The 17,982-nt window shown below is 57.9% G+C and carries 18 protein-coding genes; all 18 read left to right on the top strand.

Annotated features, from left to right (window positions below):
* Positions 1 to 657 precede the first annotated feature (657 nt).
* The 18 genes from J2W94_RS17690 (at position 658) to J2W94_RS17775 (ending at position 17,980) form a co-directional block, all read left to right on the top strand.
* Positions 658 to 1,074: a TcpQ domain-containing protein gene (locus J2W94_RS17690; protein ID WP_310096356.1), complete on the top strand. Its 417-nt coding sequence runs from the start codon at positions 658 to 660 to the stop codon at positions 1,072 to 1,074.
* A gap of 57 nt (positions 1,075 to 1,131) precedes the next feature.
* A complete protein-coding gene (locus J2W94_RS17695) occupies positions 1,132 to 2,121 on the top strand; it encodes a virB8 family protein (RefSeq protein WP_310096242.1) in 990 nt (329 codons plus the stop codon).
* Positions 2,118 to 2,879, top strand: coding sequence for a TrbG/VirB9 family P-type conjugative transfer protein (locus J2W94_RS17700; protein ID WP_310096243.1), 762 nt, complete (start codon positions 2,118 to 2,120; stop codon positions 2,877 to 2,879). Before J2W94_RS17695 ends, J2W94_RS17700 begins: the two co-directional genes overlap by 4 nt.
* Complete coding sequence (locus J2W94_RS17705) at positions 2,876 to 4,096, top strand: TrbI/VirB10 family protein (protein WP_310096245.1); 1,221 nt, start codon at positions 2,876 to 2,878, stop codon at positions 4,094 to 4,096. Before J2W94_RS17700 ends, J2W94_RS17705 begins: the two co-directional genes overlap by 4 nt.
* Positions 4,097 to 4,110: 14 nt before the next feature.
* Positions 4,111 to 5,148 (top strand): P-type DNA transfer ATPase VirB11, encoded by a 1,038-nt coding sequence (virB11, locus tag J2W94_RS17710; RefSeq protein ID WP_310096247.1) that lies wholly within the window; start codon positions 4,111 to 4,113, stop codon positions 5,146 to 5,148.
* Positions 5,149 to 5,451: 303 nt separating this feature from the next.
* Entirely contained in the window at positions 5,452 to 6,219 is a 768-nt protein-coding gene (locus J2W94_RS17715) for a lytic transglycosylase domain-containing protein (RefSeq protein WP_310096358.1), read from the top strand.
* Between the two features lie 82 nt (positions 6,220 to 6,301).
* On the top strand, positions 6,302 to 6,712 hold the full coding sequence (locus J2W94_RS17720) for a TrbC/VirB2 family protein (protein ID WP_310096249.1): 411 nt from the start codon (positions 6,302 to 6,304) through the stop codon (positions 6,710 to 6,712).
* Positions 6,705 to 7,013, top strand: a complete 309-nt coding sequence (locus tag J2W94_RS17725; RefSeq protein ID WP_310096251.1) for a type IV secretion system protein VirB3 — start codon at positions 6,705 to 6,707, stop codon at positions 7,011 to 7,013. The genes J2W94_RS17720 and J2W94_RS17725 overlap by 8 nt, the downstream gene beginning before the upstream one ends.
* 61 nt (positions 7,014 to 7,074) lie before the next feature.
* Complete coding sequence (locus J2W94_RS17730; RefSeq protein ID WP_310096253.1) at positions 7,075 to 9,543, top strand: VirB4 family type IV secretion/conjugal transfer ATPase; 2,469 nt, start codon at positions 7,075 to 7,077, stop codon at positions 9,541 to 9,543.
* Between the two features lie 16 nt (positions 9,544 to 9,559).
* On the top strand, positions 9,560 to 10,360 hold the full coding sequence (locus J2W94_RS17735; RefSeq protein ID WP_310096255.1) for a hypothetical protein: 801 nt from the start codon (positions 9,560 to 9,562) through the stop codon (positions 10,358 to 10,360).
* Between the two features lie 174 nt (positions 10,361 to 10,534).
* Positions 10,535 to 11,590, top strand: a complete 1,056-nt coding sequence (locus tag J2W94_RS17740) for a type IV secretion system protein (protein ID WP_310096257.1) — start codon at positions 10,535 to 10,537, stop codon at positions 11,588 to 11,590.
* 72 nt (positions 11,591 to 11,662) lie between these two features.
* Positions 11,663 to 12,142: a DUF4189 domain-containing protein gene (locus J2W94_RS17745; RefSeq protein WP_310096259.1), complete on the top strand. Its 480-nt coding sequence runs from the start codon at positions 11,663 to 11,665 to the stop codon at positions 12,140 to 12,142.
* Positions 12,143 to 12,177: 35 nt separating this feature from the next.
* Positions 12,178 to 12,861: a hypothetical protein gene (locus J2W94_RS17750; RefSeq protein WP_310096261.1), complete on the top strand. Its 684-nt coding sequence runs from the start codon at positions 12,178 to 12,180 to the stop codon at positions 12,859 to 12,861.
* A gap of 82 nt (positions 12,862 to 12,943) precedes the next feature.
* The gene (locus tag J2W94_RS17755) at positions 12,944 to 14,218 is read left to right on the top strand and encodes an XVIPCD domain-containing protein (protein WP_310096263.1); all 1,275 of its coding nucleotides are present in this window, start codon (positions 12,944 to 12,946) and stop codon (positions 14,216 to 14,218) included.
* 166 nt (positions 14,219 to 14,384) lie between these two features.
* Positions 14,385 to 14,873, top strand: a complete 489-nt coding sequence (locus tag J2W94_RS17760) for a DUF4189 domain-containing protein (RefSeq protein ID WP_310096265.1) — start codon at positions 14,385 to 14,387, stop codon at positions 14,871 to 14,873.
* A 282-nt stretch (positions 14,874 to 15,155) separates the two neighbouring features.
* On the top strand, positions 15,156 to 15,470 hold the full coding sequence (locus tag J2W94_RS17765; RefSeq protein ID WP_310096267.1) for a lysozyme inhibitor LprI family protein: 315 nt from the start codon (positions 15,156 to 15,158) through the stop codon (positions 15,468 to 15,470).
* Positions 15,471 to 15,543: 73 nt separating this feature from the next.
* The gene (locus J2W94_RS17770) at positions 15,544 to 16,824 is read left to right on the top strand and encodes a peptidoglycan-binding domain-containing protein (RefSeq protein WP_310096269.1); all 1,281 of its coding nucleotides are present in this window, start codon (positions 15,544 to 15,546) and stop codon (positions 16,822 to 16,824) included.
* A 121-nt stretch (positions 16,825 to 16,945) separates the two neighbouring features.
* Positions 16,946 to 17,980, top strand: a complete 1,035-nt coding sequence (locus J2W94_RS17775) for a type IV secretion system protein (protein ID WP_430540654.1) — start codon at positions 16,946 to 16,948, stop codon at positions 17,978 to 17,980.
* Positions 17,981 to 17,982 lie beyond the last annotated feature (2 nt).

The following is a 17,982-nucleotide window of genomic DNA, read 5'->3' on the forward strand; positions in this document are numbered from 1 at the left end:
ATCGCGTTGTTTCATTGGCGTTACATAGGATGACCTGCGGGAGCGCATTGTGGTCAAGGATCATTGAAATGCCGGTAAAAGCAATCGATCGAAAAAGCGGTGCTACCGATAGTCACCTGCCTGTTACGACATGACAATCGTCCTATCGTTTGCCCATCCGCGCGAATGAAACAGCGCGATTCGCGATTCGCAAAATGCGACATTCAACTTGCGCGCGGTCACAGTGCTTGACTATGCCGGTTGTATCGAGCTAATTTTCGGCTAGATTGCTTATCCGCCTGTTTAGGCGAGATCGCCATCCGCGCGCGCCCTCGAGCGTTGCCGGATCGGGCGCAATCCACGGGGAAAGTGTTTCATGGAGCGTTTCTGCCAGGGAGGTGGGGTACTAATGTCGCGAAATTCCTATACGGTCGCTGCCGATGCGGGTCCGGGATATGCCGGCCGGCACGTCGGATCCGTTCGCGCGATTCCTTCTTTCGCAATTCGCTTCCCAGTACGCGACGCCATCACCGGCCGTGCAGGGCCGCGCCTTTCGCTTGCCTCTTATTCCCATCGCCATGCCGGCCGCAGGGCGGCATCGGCGCGTCAGTCGATCCTTTCAATCTCATCCGTTGGTGAAGTGTGAAACATAAAACTCTGGCTGGCTGCTACTGGTACGTGTTGATCCTATTGGTTGTCGCGTTGTCCGGATGCGCCACGCGCCCGGCTCCGGATTTCGGCGGCCGCTGGAAAGCGGTGAATCGCTACGCAGCGACGGCCGAAGAGATTCCCCTGTACCAGTCCTACGTGTTCCATGCCTCGCCCATGGACGGCACGCTCAAGACCATGCTTACGCGCTGGGCGAACGACTCGAAGATGACCTTGTCCTATCTGCATCCTTCGGACTTCACGCTATACGGGCCAGTGGCGCAGATTCAGACCAACGATCTGCAGCAGGCCGTTTCGCAGCTGACCGCCGCCTACGCGGGGCAACGGGTATCGGTCACTGCCAGCAACAACCAGATCGTTGTCCGCGTGGCCGAGGCCGGTGGGGACACGCCCGCGGCAGCGGATACGCCGGCGACCACTCCCTGAGCATGGTCGGAATATCTCCAGGTCAGCGCCCCATAGCGGCTTCAAGGAATTAAATTGATGTTCGGGAAGAGAGTTTCATCGCCGCAGATCGATAACGCGGTTTCCAAGGCGGTCAATTTCGAGATCACCCTGGCCGATATGGCCAGGCGTAGCGAGCGCAGGGCATGGTTCGTCGCGTCCGGCGCCATCGTGCTGTCGCTTATCTTGGCGGCAGGTTATTTCTACATGCTGCCGCTGAAGGAAAAAGTCCCTTATCTGGTAATGGCCGACGCCTACACCGGCACCAGTTCGGTCGCCAGGCTCGATGAAGACCTCGGCGATCGCAGCATCACCAGCAGTGAGGCGATCAACCGCAGCAACGTGGCCCATTTCGTGCTGGCCAGGGAGTCCTACGACCTTGCGCTGATCAACCTGCGCGACTGGACCACCGTCTACAGCATGTCCTCTCCAGACGTCGCTGCGGGTTATACCAGTCTGCACAACGTGAAGAATCCCAGCGGTCCGCGGAATATCTACGGCAAGAGCAAGGCGATCCGGGTCAATATCCTCAGTATTTCGTTGATACCCGGCACGGGCAAGATCAAATACAAGGGCGCCACCGTGCGGTTCCAGCGCAGCCTCTTCGACAAGGTCTCGGGCGCCTCCGCGCCGCTGGATAGCAAGATCGCCACCATCGAGTTCACCTACAAGTCGAACCTCAAGATGGACGAGAAATACCGCCACGAGAATCCACTCGGCTTCCAGGTCACCAACTATCGGGTCGACAGCGACTACGACGCCACTCCGCCGATGGAAACAGCGGTACCGTCGGCGCCAGTCATGCAGCAAGCGCCCCCGAACGCCCTGCCGGCTGCGCCGCCTGGAACGCTGCCTGAGAATGCGGGTTATCCCCCGGCCGCCTATCCAGCCGGCACCTATCCAGCCGGCACCTATCCCCCCGCCGCGCCGCCGACCGCCGCACCCCCCGCCGCCACTGCGCCGCCGGGCAGCGTAGCGCCGCCACCACCTTTACCCACGGACAACTCCAATGGAGCCAGCAACCGATGAAACGCACGAGTAACCAGTGCCTGGCAGCGACCTTGTTCCTGGCCTTGCTCTGTCTGGCGCTGCCGGCCAGCGCGCAGGTGGTGCAGGAATACGAATACCAGTCCGACCGCATCTACGAGGTGCGCACCGGCCTCGGCATCACCACCCAGATCGAGCTGAGCCCCAACGAGAAGATTCTGGATTTCAGCACCGGCTTCAGCGCTGGTTGGGATCTGACCAGGCGCGAGAACGTGTTCTATCTCAAGCCGAAGAACGTGGACGTGGATACCAATATGGTGGTCCGCACCGCCACCCATTCCTACATCTTCGAATTGAAAGTAGTGGCCACCGACTGGACCGCGCTCAGCCAGGCCAAGCAGGCCGGCGTACAGTACAAGATCACCTTCGCCTATCCGAACGACACCCAGTTCGTCGCCGAAGTCGAAAGCGGACCCCAACTCAATACGCAGCTGGACAAGAACCGGCGCTACAACTTCAACTACGACTACTCCACGCGCAGGGCCAAGAAACAAGGCTGGCTGATACCCACCAACGTGTACGACGACGGTCAGTTCACCTACGTGAAGTTGAGCGATCTGAAGGCGTTTCCGACCGGAAATTTCCCCGCCATCTTCGGTCGCGAACGCGAAGGCAGCGAGGATTTCGTCGTCAACACCACGGTTGAGGGCAACACCTTGATCGTGCATGGCACCTACCCCTATTTGGTCATCCGGCACGGCAAGAACGCCGTCGGTCTGCGCAGGAACAAAACACAATGAGCCAGAACATGCCGCCCAACCCGCCAGGCAGATCCGATGAAGAGGGCGATGCCAACGCGTCCTATAACCGCGATCCTGATCGCGATGCGGATGCGCGCGATCAAACCAGCAACCCCTATTACGCCAGTCAGCAGGGCGCGCCGCCGCCGGATCTGGATGCCAACGCACCACAGTTGAAATCCAACGAGCTGCAGCGACTCAACCGCAAGGCGTTGTTGTTTCTGGCCGGCATCGTCGCGTTGCTGGTCGTGGCGGCATTCTGGATGGTCAAGAGCGCCAGCTCCGGCGACGACAAAGTCGCAAAGCCGGTGCGCGAAGAGAAGGTGGTGATCCCGGAGCTGCCCGGCAATACCGGCGCCCCTGCGGAGCCGGAACCGATAGAAGTGGAGCAATACGCCGCTGCACCGGCGCTGCCGCCCCTTCCTTCGGAACAGCCCGATCCCTCCGAGTACGGGGATGTTCCGCCCGCGCCGCGCGAGCCCAGCCTGATGGAGCGCCGCATGAGCGCGGGTGTCGACAGCGCAAACGTGGATGCGCGAGGCAACGCCTACGGGCAGCCGGCGATTCCCGGCGCGCAGCCGGTTGAGCCGCCCGAGAACGAGCCTTCCAGCGCGCAGTTCATCTACAGGCCGGACGCCCTGCTGGTCCGCGGCACCTATATCCGGTGCGTGCTCGAGACCCGCATCATCACCGATATCCCCGGATTCACCTCCTGCGTGGTGACCGAGCCGATCTATTCCATCAACGGCCGCAGCCTGCTCCTGCCCAAGGGTTCCAAGATCTCGGGCAGATACAACAATGCCGGTGCGACGGGTCCGCGCGTGGCGGTGATCTGGGACCGCATCACCACGCCCAACGGCATCGACGTCAGCATGGCCAGTCCCGGCGTGGATAATCTTGGCGGCGCAGGCCATCCGGGCGACTACAACGCGCACTGGGGCAGCCGCATCGCCTCGGCGCTGCTGATCAGCATGATCAGCGATGCCTTCAGCTACGCAGCTGCCGAGCACGGTCCCCGCACCACCACCATCACCAACGGCACCGTGCTCGATACGCCGTTCGAGAGCACCACGGCGCGGACCATGGAGCGTCTGGCCAATCAGGCGCTGGATAAGAGCGTCAACCGTCCGCCTACGGTCACCATCAACCAGGGCACGGTGGTCAATGTCTATGTCTCCAAAGATGTGGATTTCACCAACGTGCTGGCCCGCAACTGACGCGGGCCAGCACCATGGATACGGACGATTCCCCAGTCGCGCGCGTCTCCAATGAATTCCTGGAGTACCAGTACTCGGTACTCGGAATTCTGGAGTACATGAGTTCGCCCGATGTCACCGAGATCTGCATAAACAGGCCCGGCGAGATCTATCTGGAGAGCCGGCAAGGCTGGCAGCGCGTCGAAGTGCCGGCGTTGAACTTCGAGCGCGCCCGCCAGTTCTGCACCGCGGTCGTCAACGAAAGCAACACCGGACAGCGCATCACCGATACCGATCCGGTGGTGTCGCTGACCTTTCCCACCGGGCAGCGCGCGCAATTCGTGATTCCGCCGGCCTGCGACGCGGGCAAGGTGTCCATCACCATCCGTCTGCCGTCCAAGCACACCAAGACCTTGCAGCAGTACCAGGAGGATGGGTTTTTCGACCAGATCCTCGAACAAGGCCACGCGCTGAGCGACCACGACCGCGAGTTGCTGGAACTCAAGTATTCGCGTAACTATGCCGAATTCTTCAAGAAGGCCGTGCAGTACAAGAAGAACATCGTGGTTTCGGGCGCGACCGGCAGCGGCAAGACCACATTCATGAAATCGCTGGTCAACCATATTCCCGAAGACGAGCGCCTGGTCACCATCGAGGACGCCCGGGAATTGTTCATCAGCCAGCCCAACGCCGTGCATTTGCTTTATTCGAAGGGCGGACAAAGCACAAGCAACGTCACCGCGAAAAGCTGCATGGAGGCCTGCCTGCGCATGAAGCCGGATCGCATTATCCTGGCCGAGCTGCGCGGCGATGAATCCTTCTATTTCATTCGCAACTGCGCCTCAGGCCATCCCGGTTCCATCACCAGCTGCCACGCCGGCAGCACTACTCAGACCTGGGACCAGCTGGCGCTGATGGTCAAAGCCTCCGCAGAGGGCGCGGGATTGGAATTCGCCATCATCAAGCGTTTGCTGATGATGACCATCGACATCCTGGTGCACATCAAGGCCCATGCGGGCCAGCGCAGCATTACAGGCATCGATTTCAACCCGGAGAGGACGTTCGCTGAGTAACCTGGAATAACGTTGTCGGCCGGTCTTACGCACAGTCACCCGGTTACTTGTGTTGGCATTTCTTCGAAGAAGCAGCGAGTGCTACCAATAGCGGACGTGTGAATTGTGAAGCCGGTCAGATATGTAACATTTTCCCCGCAGAATTTTGCGGATACAGCAAGTTGACAACGCTATGCCGCTCATGAAATATGGGTGCAGGGATATTCGGTGGTGAATTCGGAGAGCCGTGGGATTCCACGGTTGTCGGATGATCGTCGAAGAAGTGGTAAGCGTGTAATGGAGGAGTACGCGGTGTTACCTGGCATGGAGCTAATGAGTTGTGCCGATCTGGCGGTTCCGCCGGACGTCATGCATCACGTCGTGCGCGTAGAGTCGTCGCACAACCCGTATGCCATCGGCGTGGTCGGCGGGCATCTGGTGCGGCAGCCGAAGAACCTGTCGGAAGCGCTCGCCACGGTACGCATGCTGGAGAGCCGCGGCTTCAATTTTTCGCTGGGCGTGGCCCAAGTGAATCGCTATAACCTCAGCAAGTACGGCCTGAACTCCTACGAGAAGGCTTTTGAGGTATGCCCCAACCTGCAAGCGGGTTCGCGCATCCTGGCCGAATGCTATGGACGTTCGGGCGGCGACTGGGGGAAATCGTTCAGTTGCTACTACTCCGGCAATTTCGTTACCGGTTATCGCCATGGTTACGTGCAGAAGATCTACGCTTCGATGCGCCAGACCGCTCCCGGCTCCGCCAGTGCTTCTCGGGGCCAGGCCATACCCGTCGTGAGCCGGCCTTCCCGTCGGACCGTCGAGGTAAGCCGCTATCCCGTCTATGCCGCTCCGCCACAGGCCGCCGTATCTCAGGCGCAGCCGACGGCTCCCTCGCGGGTTCAGCCCGCGGTGGCGCAGGAAGCCCCGCGCGCCGCCGCACCGACGCGCACCTCGGAACTCGTGCAGGAAGCGCCGGTCGTTCTGCAAAGCACTGCCGCTGCCTCGCCATCGATGGCGAGCGCGCCCGTGGCAGTTCCGACACCAGCATCCGCTATGCCTTTGCCGCCAACCGACGAGGCGTTTGTTTTCTAGCCCGTCATCCCCCCGCGGCAGCTCACCGTTATCCGCCGCCGCTTGTTTTTCCGTTTTGCAATCAACCAAGGAGATCAGAAACATGAAACCAGCCATCCATAACGAATCTCACGCCAATGCCAAAAAGCTGATGTCTTCCCTGCTTATGGCGGTCGTGTTCGTCGGTGTACTGGCAGCCCCTAGCATCGCGATGGCGACAACCGGAGGCAGCTCTGCCTTCGGCGACGCAGAAGACAAGGTAAAAGGGTTCTTCTCAGGCCTCAATTCCCTGCTCAACATCGCTTCGATCGCGGTAGTCACCATTGCGGTTATTTTCGCCGGTTATCAGATCGCCTTTGCACACAAGAGAATTTCCGATGTAGCGCCAGTGCTGATCGGCGGTTTCCTGATCGGCGCAGCGGCGCAGCTCGCCAAGATGCTGCTGGGAGACAACGCAGACATCAGCACCGGAACCACGATGCTGTTGAACAGTCTGCCGGCGTTCTATGCATAAAAACGTACTGTTCAGGGGTTGCACGCGCCCGGCCATGTTCCTGGGCGTGCCTTATCTGCCGTTCTTCATGGCGGCCGGCGCGTGCATCCTGCTGACCTTCTACATCAACATGTACTGCCTGCTCCTGCTGCCGCCGGTGATCATGGTCATGCGGCAGATGGCCAGGCGCGACGAGATGATCTTTCGTCTGCTGGGCCTGCGCCTGCAGTTCAAGTTGAAGGCAAGGAACCTGCAACACCATTCGGGCATGTGGGTGTTCTCGCCCAATAGTTACCGTACCAAACCAGCACAGCGCTCTTAAACGGGCGCACCCGCTTTCCCAATTGTCCCTGGCTCTACGAATTCCCTGGATTACACGAAGCATGTTCACCCCCGACACCTCCATCAGCGAATTCATTCCGCTCTCCACCCACGTCTCGCCTTCGGTGCTTAAAACCACCGGCGGCGATTATTTGCTGGTGTGGCATTTGGGCGGGCTGCCGTTCGTGGGGCGGGACGAATGGGAGATCGAGCACCGCCACAATACGTTCAACCGCATGCTGCAGACGCTGCGTGCGCCGGACTTCGCCAATCTGGCGTTCTGGGTGCACGACATACGCCGCAGGCGTCGGATCAAAACCCGCAGCAAGTTCGATCAGGCCTTCAACCAGGACATGTCCGACGCCTACTTCGAGTCGCTATCCTCGCAGAAGATCATGCAGAACGAGCTGTACCTGACCATGATCTACCGCCCGGTGGTGACCGGCAAACGGCTGGTGGAGAAATCCACCAACATCGCCCAGTTGCAGTCAGAGCAGGACCAGGCCATCGCCAAAATCCAGGAGCTGGCCGGCAACCTGGAAGCGGTGCTGAAGGATTACTCGCCCTATCGGCTGGGTATGTACGAAGCCAGCAACGGGGTGGTGTTCTCCGAGGCGCTGGAATTCTTCGGCTACTTGCTCAACCGCATCGACGAACCGGTGCCGGTGCTCAGTGCGCCGGTGAGCAGCTACCTGCCGGTCAGCCGGCATATGTTTTCCGACAAGACCGGCGACTACATCATCAACACGCCCAATGGCGTCAATCATTTCGGCGCCATTCTCAACATCAAGGAATACACCGACGGTACCTATCCAGGCATCCTGAATGGGTTGAAATACCTCGATTTCGAGTACGTGGTGACTCACTCGTTCAGCCCCATCGGCCGGCAGGATGCGATCAAAGTGCTGGACCGCACCAAGGGCCGGATGATCTCCTCCGGCGACAAGGCGGTCAGCCAGATCGTCGAACTGGACCACGCCATGGACCAACTGGCGTCGGGTAATTTCGTTCTGGGCGAATATCACTTCACCCTGGCGCTGTACGCCGAATCGCAGGAGAAGCTCTCGCAGAACATCGCCACCGCTCGCGCCGAGCTGTCCAACGCAGGCTTCGTCTCCGCCAAGGAAGACCTGGCGGTGGCGTCTTCGTTCTATTCGCAACTCCCGGGCAACTGGAAGAACCGCACGCGCCTGGCCAATGTCAGCTCGCTCAACTTCCTGGGTCTGTCGCCGCTGCACAACTTCGCTTCCGGCAAGAAAGACAACAACCCGTGGGGCGAATGCGTCACCACCCTGCAGACCACCAACGGCCAGCCCTACTACTTCAATTTCCACGCTACCCATCCGGCGGAGAATTCATTGGGCGAGAAGGCCATCGCCAACACCATGGTCATCGGCAAGTCCGGTACCGGCAAGACCGCGCTGATCAACTTCCTGCTCAGCCAGGTGCAGAAGCTGGACCCGTCGCCGACCATCTTCTTCTTCGACAAGGACCGCGGCGCCGAGATCTTCGTGCGTGCCTGCGGCGGCAATTACCTGGCTCTGGAAAACGGCCAACCCACCGGCTTCAACCCCTTTCATTGCGAGCGCAATGAGGCCAACCTCCAGTTCCTGGCCGATCTGGTCAAAGTGTTGGCGGGCAAGACCAGCTATACCTCGCGCGACGAAGAGGACATCTTCCGCGCGGTCGAGAACATGCTCGACACGCCCATGCACCTGCGCAACATGACCAACTTCCAGAAAAGCCTCCCCAACATGGGCGACGACGGCCTGTTCGCGCGCATGCGCAGATGGACCGCGGGCAATTCGCATGGCTGGGTGTTCGACAACCCGGTGGACACCATCGATCTGCAGAAAGCCAACATCATCGGCTTCGACTACACCGACATCATCGATAATCCCGAAGTGCGCGTGCCGGTGATCAACTACCTGCTGCACCGTCTGGAAGCGCTGATCGACGGCCGCCGCCTGATCTATGTGATGGACGAATTCTGGAAAATCCTCGACGGCAAGGGCGGCCTGAAGGAATTCGCCAAGAACAAGCAGAAGACCATCCGCAAGCAGAACGGCCTGGGCATCTTCGCCACCCAGAGCCCGGAAGACGCTCTGGCCAGCGATATCGCCGCCGCGTTGATCGAGCAGACGGCGACCATGATCTTGCTGCCCAACCCCAACGCGAGCCGCGACGACTACATCGAGGGTCTGAAGCTGACCGAAGCCGAGTATCAGGTGGTGGTCAGTCTGGATGAGCGTTCGCGCTGCTTCCTGGTCAAGCAGGGCCATGCGTCCAGCGTTTGCCAGCTCAATCTGCGCGGCATGGATGACGCTTTGGCGGTCATCTCCGCCTCCACCGACAACATCGAAATCATGCATCAGGTGCTGGAGCAGCAGGCCGAAGCGGCCGGCGTTCCGGTTAACGAGCTCCGCCCCGAGCACTGGCTGTCAGAGTTCTATGACCAGCGCAGGGGCTCGGGCAAGGGAAAGAGCAAAGAAGCGGTTAGAAGCGGTGGTGAACGCTATGCCCGCGCCTGATGCAGACAGATGCCCGATGAATCGCAAGACCCCGCACTCACATGACTACCAGTTCCGAGGTGATCCCATGAAGAAGACGACCAAAACATCAAAGCGCCGTATCAACAAAATGCCGCTCATCGGCGGGTGCCTGATCGCACTGCTTGTCGCAGGCAGCGCAAGCGCCGAATGGAAAGTTGCCGATAAATTGGTCAGGGATCGGATTGGCGACGGCAATGTCAACAAGAAGCTCGGCGAAATCTATACGCAGCACGCCATCGGTTCGCACAAGGCCAGCGGCGAGGCCGTTACCGATCCGGAGCAGAAGATCGAGAAAGGAACTATCAGCCTGACCACGGGCACTGATCGCTGCAAGTCGGCCAACGAAGATCAAAAAGCGACTTGCGAAGAGATCATCAAGACTGAAAATTCGCAATACCTGTACATGGTGAAGATGTTCGAAATCACCACGAAACGCAAGGAAATGCTCGACGAGATAGAGAAGGAGCGAGCCGGCCTGCAGGGCAAGACGGAGAACTACGGCAAGCTGCAGAACAACACGAACAAGCTGATTGCGCTCAATACGCGCATGGCGCTGGACCAGGCGCAGATGGAATCGGCCATGCACGCCTACGATACCCGACTGCGCTACCTCAAGCAGTTCCAGACCCAGCAAACCGATAACCGTCTGGCTGGCAAGAAGGCCGGTGAGGGCAGTTCTCCCTTCGGCACGGATATCGGCGCGATCGGCTCTTCGCTGGTGGCTGGCGCGGTGATGGGTGGCACTTTGGAAGCTCTGAAATCGCCCGACCCGGATAGGCGGATGGATTGGCTGTAAACGGCTCTGGTTTGCAGGAACACAAGCGACAGATTGGACAAATGACACAGGCGTGCGAATGCGCGCCGGCAAGGCAGGGCCCGCAACCGGGCCCTGCACAACAGGGGTGATATATGTGGGGTATGCAATGTTGGCCACGCGATGGGCGGGCCGCAGTCGTTGGTGGAGCATCCTATGGGTGAGCTAAGTCAGTTCGTATTCTTCAAGCTGATCAACGAGTTCCTGCGCCACGAAATTGACGCCTATACCTGGGAACTGCTGACGCGTTTCTCCTTGATGCTGAGCTCATTCATTTTTTCGTTGATGACGATTTGGATCCTCTATCAGGGCTACCGGATAGTGACTGGGCAGTCGCGCGACTCGCTGATGGGCTTGGTAGTCAGTTCGTTGCGCGCGGTGCTCATCGTCGGCGTGGCTACCAGCATGGCTGCCGGTGGTTCGCAGATGTACTGGGCCCTCACCGATGGGCTTGGCAAAGCGATCATCGGCGTAGTCGCGGACGAAAGTGATCCCTACGAGAGCATCGACAAGAATCTGGCGATCATGACGGCCTCGATGGCGGCGATTGATGCGCTGCAGGACGAGCAGGAAGAGACTGTCAAGGACGACAAGGATCGCGCTATCTGGTTCACCGGCATCGGCATCGCCGGTCCGGCGGTCATCGCTTCTTCGTTGTTGTTGCTGAACAAGATCGCCATGGCCTTGTTTGTCGGCTTCGGACCATTGTTCGTGCTGTCGTTGCTGTTCGAGCAGACCAAAGGGATGTTCAGCCGATGGCTGTTCTACGGCATAGGCACTGCCTTCAGCCTGGGCGTTCTGACGGTGATGGTAAGCCTGGCCACCAAGGTGGTGGGCGCGGTGGCACTGGCGTTTCTGGCCAAGTACGCAGCCAGCGGTTTCACCGGCGGCGGCGAGGGCGTCAACTCCATGGCCCTGCAGCAAGGCGGTCTGGGATTGGTTATGAGCACCCTGATAGTCATGGCCCCACCCATGGCGGCGGCATTCTTCCAGGGCACGCTGGCCAACTTCGTGGCGCAGTCTTCGTTCGGTCAGATCGGCCGCAACAGTACTGGGCAGACGTCGGATACTGTCATGCCGACCCAGCGACTGGGTGGTCGGGACGGCGATAGACAGCTGAATACCGAGAGAGGTGGCGATAGAGGCCAGAACGTCGGAGTACGGACTCCGACCTACAACACTCCTAGCCTTGGTCCGCCGAAGAGAGAATAGTTTCAGTTCAGGTCACGGTAATATCACTAGGGTTAACTAGCGAGTCGTAACTCCGGTAACAGGGTGATCTTAATGAAGCGAAAATTATTCATCGCAGTTGGACTACTAATGTTGAGTTATATGGCTGTGGCTCAACAGAGTCCTACCAATCCCGGCGGCTTCCTCAACACCGATCCACGATCGCCTGCCTACAATCCAGGTCTCGCTGCGCCGCCAAGACCTGCAGAAGAACGCTGGGCAGATCGATGGGGGGCCATTGCCAGTGATGGAGATGTCACATATGGCATTGTTACTGACAAGGTGAGCAAGGATGAGGCTAAACATTCTGCTCTCGCGGAATGCAAAAAAAGAGGCGGGGGCGCTTGCTCCATTGAGCGTTATTTCGTCAACCAATGTGCAGCGGTAATAGCAGGAGATGGGGCGACCGCTTCATCAAATGCACCGACAGTAGAAGAAGCTGTAGAAATTGGGATGCCGATCTGTCGTGAAAATGGGGGTGAGAATTGCCACGTCTACTATTCCGGTTGCAGTTTCCCGGCAAGGTTGGATTGATGACGATCCTCTGTGAAAGTTCAGATGGAGCTCGAATGAATTACAAAAAAATCATTTTATTGACTTGCGCGGCGGTCATCACCGGCTGCCAGATGGGTGCTCCGGCCACAGCTGCTACAGATTCCTCGCCGGAAAAGGCAAAGACCGAAAGCGCCATGCCAACGACGGAAACTACCAAGCAAGAAACATCCAGTCACAAGGAAGCGACCGTGGCCGAATTGAATGCATTTGCCGAGGGTAACTCAAAAATACTTTCCAGTCAGCAGGGTGACCTCAGCGGGAACGGCATGCAAGGCGTGGTACTGGTGCTCGATCATCCGGGAAGCGGTGCCGAGATGTTGGGCGAAGGAACGCCGCGATCAACTTTGCTGCTGATGCGCGATAGCGCGGGACAACTCCAGAAAGTTAAACAGAATGATCGACTTGTCCCCTGCGCGCAGTGTGGTGGCATGGCTGGTGATCCGTTCGGTTATGTGCGGGTGGACAAAGGCGGTTTCACGGCGCTCATCGAAGGCGGCTCGCGCGAGCGCTGGTCCGATGAGTACGCTTTCAAATACTCGGCTGAGCAGCAGGACTGGCTACTGGACAAGGCGGTGCGAGCCGTGACTGATACGGAAACTGGGGAAGAGAAGCAAATAGAACTGACCGGCAAGGATTTCGGCACGATCCGTTTTGAGGAATTCGATCCGAAGACCTTGCCGAAAGTGGAGGGAAAGTAGAAGAAAGGTCTCTCTAAAAGCAGGAATGGATTCCAAGACAGAGAGTAACGGCGTTTAATCATCAGGAATGAGGAGCTACAAGATGGCAACGGACAGAGAAACGCAATTGTTGCAAGCGGCGAGCACGGCGGGAATAAGCTCGCAAAAAGAGCTGGCGAACTTCATGGCACAAGTGGGCCATGAGTCTGGCGGCCTTACCCGCCTGGAAGAAAGCTTCAGGTACACCAAGGGAACTTGGCAGATTCCAGTCAAATCCGCTATGCGGGAAGGTAAGGAAGCGCTGGAAGACGCGCGGCTAGAAGCTCTGCAAGGAAAACCCGAGAAGCTGGCTGAGCTGATGTATGGCGGCCGCATGGGAAATGACGAACCAGGCGACGGTTACAAATTCCACGGACGTGGATATATGCAGTTAACGGGCAAGGACAATTACCGTGCAGCGGGGGAAGCCTTGGGGCTGGATCTGGTGAAACATCCGGAGCTGGCCGCGGAGCCTGAAAATGCGGCGAAGATTGCGACTTGGTATTGGAATTCCCGTGTGCCGGAATCTGCACGCGAGGATGTCACCAAGGCCACGCACGCCATCAACGGTGGCGAGAATGGTCTGGCGGATCGTCAGGCACGTTTCGAAAAATGGGAAAAGGCGTTAACGCCAGAGCTGATGGAAAAACTATCGACGGGGGATTTAGGCCGTCCGATGAGTCAGCAGTCCAACGAACGTAGCCCCGCAGTTGCCGCAGCGCAGCCCGGGAAAAATGATGGCGACGGCGTGCTCCGTCATGGCGAGAAGAGCGAAAGCATCCGCCAGCTACAAGACACCTTGAACAACTTCGGCTACCGCGACAAAGACGGCCGCGCGTTGCGCGAAGACGGTGGCTTCGGCGACCGCACCAAGGAGGCGGTGCAGAGCTTCCAGCAGGCACATGGTCTGAAGGCTGATGGCGTGGCGGGTCCGCAAACCCTGGAGGCGTTGAAGAAATCGCAATCCGCTCCTCTGCTCTCCGATTCGCGCCATCCTGACAATGCTTTGTACCAGCAGGCAGTGAAAGGTCTGGAGCAGCTCGGACCGCAGGCGTTCAAGAGCCGGCAAGAACTGGAGAACGCGGCCGGCGCCACGGTGTTCGAAGCCAAGGCCAGCGGCCTGACGCGAATCGACCATGTCCTGCAAAGCACCAACGGCACAGGCCTGTTCGCGGTGCAGGGCGCGCCCAATGATCCTGCGCATAACCGCGTGCATCTGGACAAGGCGCAGGCTGCCGCAGAACCGCTCGAGAAGAGCACGGCGCAGGTGCAGCAGGAAATCCAGCCTCAGCCTCAAGTGCAGCAAGAGCGCGAACAGCGGCGTGCGGTAACGATGTAAATCGTTGTTTGTTTATCTCTCACAAAAGCCCCGCACAAGCGGGGCTTTTGTTACATGGAACAGTCTTGCAACAGACAATGTGACTGCTAGCATCTATTCATCGCTGTGGTCCATGCGGCCCATGATCCAGCACACGCACATACTTTGCAGCACCGAGGGTGAATTTATGAAGAGAAAATTGATTGGCGCGGCCACACTGCTAATGCTGAGTGGTATGGCTTGGGCGCAAATGACGCCGCAACAGCAGGCGAACTTGCCCATAAGCGATCCAAACTCACCGCAGTACAACACTGTCTATCTTCCCTCCCTGGAGAATGCCGCTCCCCCACAGGAGCGTTGGGCCGATCGGTGGGGTGCAATTGCAACTGATGCTGACAACGCGAAATTAGGTGCCGTTGTTGACATGACGAGCGAAAAAAAAGCGAAACGAGCCGCACTTGAAGCATGCAAAAAAAATGGGGGCGCAAATTGTAGGGTGGACATTTCCTACTACAACCAGTGTGCAGTGTTGGTTACCGGGGATAGCATGTACAGCACTGCAAGGGGAGCAACAGTTGAAGAGGCCGAGAAATTAGGATTTAGCAAATGCCGGAATGCCGACGTGAACTGTCGCGTGTATTATTCCGATTGCAGTTTGCCAGTAAGACTGGATTAACGGACGCGGAATCCCTAAAAATGAAGATTTGTTGAACTAATAGCTAACTAGATAGGAATGTAAAAAATGGATTGCGGCAAGCCCCTGCTATTGATGGCTATAACAACTTTCCTCATGGCTTGTTCCTCCAAAACCCCGGGGAGTAATGCTGACGCGGCCGCGCAGGCATCGTTGCCACCTTCACCACCATCCGTTGCATCCACAAACGATGCGTCCCAATTCGCCGCTACATCTAATGCGAAGGTCGACAGTTCAACGCAACCCACAAAAGGAGACGCTTCAATGCTGCGTAGTTCATTTGAAGAATGCATCAAGGCGTCTGGCGGTGTTGTACCTGAGATGCAGGCTTGTATCGAATCTGAGTTTGAGTATCAGGACGGTCGCTTGAATGTGGCGTATCAACGTTTGCAGGGAGCATTAGCCGCCAACGAAAAGGCTGAGTTGGAGTTGAAGCAAAAGCAATGGCTTAAGGAGCGCGACGCACAATGTGGGTGGGATGCCGATGAAGAGGGGCAGGGGCAACGACTTGAGGCAAACGATTGCCTCTTGGAAATGACATCCAAGCGTGCCGATGAGTTGGAGGCTATCGGAATTTAACTATGTGCGTTTCTGCGTGACCGAATAACACTAATTCAAATTTCTCATACGACATGTAATGGAGGACGTGACGATGGCGGATAGTAGTTGGCATCTTGGACAAACTTCTACTAAATATGAAACTGGTAATCGCGGAGCAGGCACGATCTCCACAGGAAGGGGGGATCTCGGCGGTGTTTCGTATGGCTCCTATCAACTCTCTACCAAGATGGGGACATTGCAGGAGTATCTCGATCAATCCCCTTACAAGGATCAGTTCGGGGGCTTGTCGCCCGCGACTCCCGACTTTGATGCTAAATGGCGTGAGCTGGCGAAAACTGATCCGGGTTTTGGCAAAGATCAGCACGCTTTCATTAAAAGTACTCACTTCGATGTACAAGATGACGAGCTAAAGGCGCGAGGGATAGATCTGTCTGATCGTGGACCGTCAGTGCAGGATGCTTTATGGAGTACATCGGTTCAGTTCAGGAGCTTGACCCCGGGGATTTTTTCCAAAGGACTAGAGGAGAAGTTTGGAAAAGATTACGAACTGTCCAAATTGTCAGACAAAGATATTGTTGAGGCAGTACAAGACTACAAGATCACTCACAACAACCAGTTATTCAGCAAATCTCCGAGCCTTTGGCCTGGGCTGCTGGAACGAGCTAAAAATGAGAAGGCTGACTTGGTCGCCTTGGCAAATGACATAGTCATCGCCAAGTCTGAGCAACACCCTAACCAATCGAGGGATCAATCGGTACGATCGACTTCAACATCCAATGAGATACTCAAGCACGGCGAGAAAGGCGAAAGCATCCGCCAGCTCCAAGACACCTTGAATAACTTCGGCTACCGCGACAAAGACGGCCGCGCGCTGCGCGAGGACGGCGGCTTCGGCGACCGCACCAAGGAAGCGGTGCAGGCATATCAGCAGGCACATGGACTGAAGGCCGATGGTGTAGTGGGCCCGCAGACCCTGGAGGCGCTGAAGAAATCGAAGGAGGCGCCATTGCTCTCTGATCCGAAGCATCCCGACAATGCTCTGTACCAGCAGGCGGTGAAGGGACTGGAACAGCTGGGCCCAAATACGTTCAAGAACCGCCAGGAGCTGGAGAACGCGGCGGGCGCTACGGTGTTCGATGCCAAGGCCAGCGGCCTGACGCGAATCGATCATGTCTTGCAAAGTACCAACGGCACCGGCCTATTTGCGGTGCAGGGCGCTCCCAACGACCCCGCGCATAACCGAGTACATCTGGACAAAGCACAGGCCGCCGCAGAACCGATCGAAAAGAGCACGGCGCAGGTGCAGCAGGAAATCCAGCCTCTACCTCAGGTGCAGCAAGAGCGCGAACAGCGACGTGCGGTAGCAATGTAGTCGCTGTTTGTTTTATCTCTCACAAAAGCCCCGCACAAGCGGGGCTTTTGTTACATGAGATAGTCTTGCATCAGGTGCTTCAGCTGATAGCATCTATCCATCGTTACGGACCATATGGAACATGATCCCGCACACGGCATATATCGCATTTTCAGCCATTGAGCCGAACCGGTTCGCACGGCTACGCGTACGCCTTCCAGACATGATCGTCCGGATTCTCTATCGGGGGTACCGGATCGTGACTGGCCAGTCGCGCGACTCGCTGATGGGCTTGGTAGTCAGTTCGTTGCGAGCGGTGCTCATCGTTGGCGTGGCCACGAGCATGGCCGCCGGCGGTTCGCAGATGTACTGGGCCCTCACCGATGGGCTTGGCAAAGCAATCATCGGCGTGGTCGCGGACGAAAGCGATCCCTACGAGAGCATCGACAAGAATCTGGCGATCATGACGGCCTCGATGGCGGCGATTGATGCGCTGCAGGACGAGCAGGAAGAGACTGTCAAGGACGACAAGGATCGCGCTATCTGGTTCACCGGCATCGGCATCGCCGGTCCGGCGGTCATCGCTTCCTCGTTGTTGTTGCTGAACAAGATCGCCATGGCCCTATTCGTCGGGTTCGGGCCATTGTTCGTACTGTCGTTGCTGTTCGAGCAGACCAAAGGGATGTTCAGCCGATGGCTTTTCTACGGCATAGGCACGGCCTTCAGCCTGGGCGTTCTGACGGTGATGGTAAGCCTGGCCACCAAGGTGGTGGGCGCGGTGGCACTGGCGTTTCTGGCCAAGTACGCAGCCAGCGGTTTCACCGGCGGCGGCGAGGGCGTCAACTCCATGGCCCTGCAGCAAGGCGGTCTGGGATTGGTTATGAGCACCCTGATAGTCATGGCCCCACCCATGGCGGCGGCATTCTTCCAGGGCACGCTGGCGAACTTTGTGGCGCAGTCCTCGTTCGGTCAGATCGGTCGTAACAGTACTGGACAAACCAACGACACCAGACAGCCCATGGCTCGCTCCGATGGTAGCGATTTTGGGGGGCGGTTGAATAATAAGGGCGAAGATAGAGCCCAGAATAAGCAATTAACAGGCGGAGGCCCGCTTAATAATCCCTATGCCAATAATTCAGCCCAGGGTAATAGCCCAAGGGCTAAATATGAGTCGTAACC

The sequence above is a fragment of the Pseudoxanthomonas sacheonensis genome (genome assembly GCF_031455975.1).
Lineage (GTDB): Bacteria > Pseudomonadota > Gammaproteobacteria > Xanthomonadales > Xanthomonadaceae > Pseudoxanthomonas_A > Pseudoxanthomonas_A sacheonensis_A.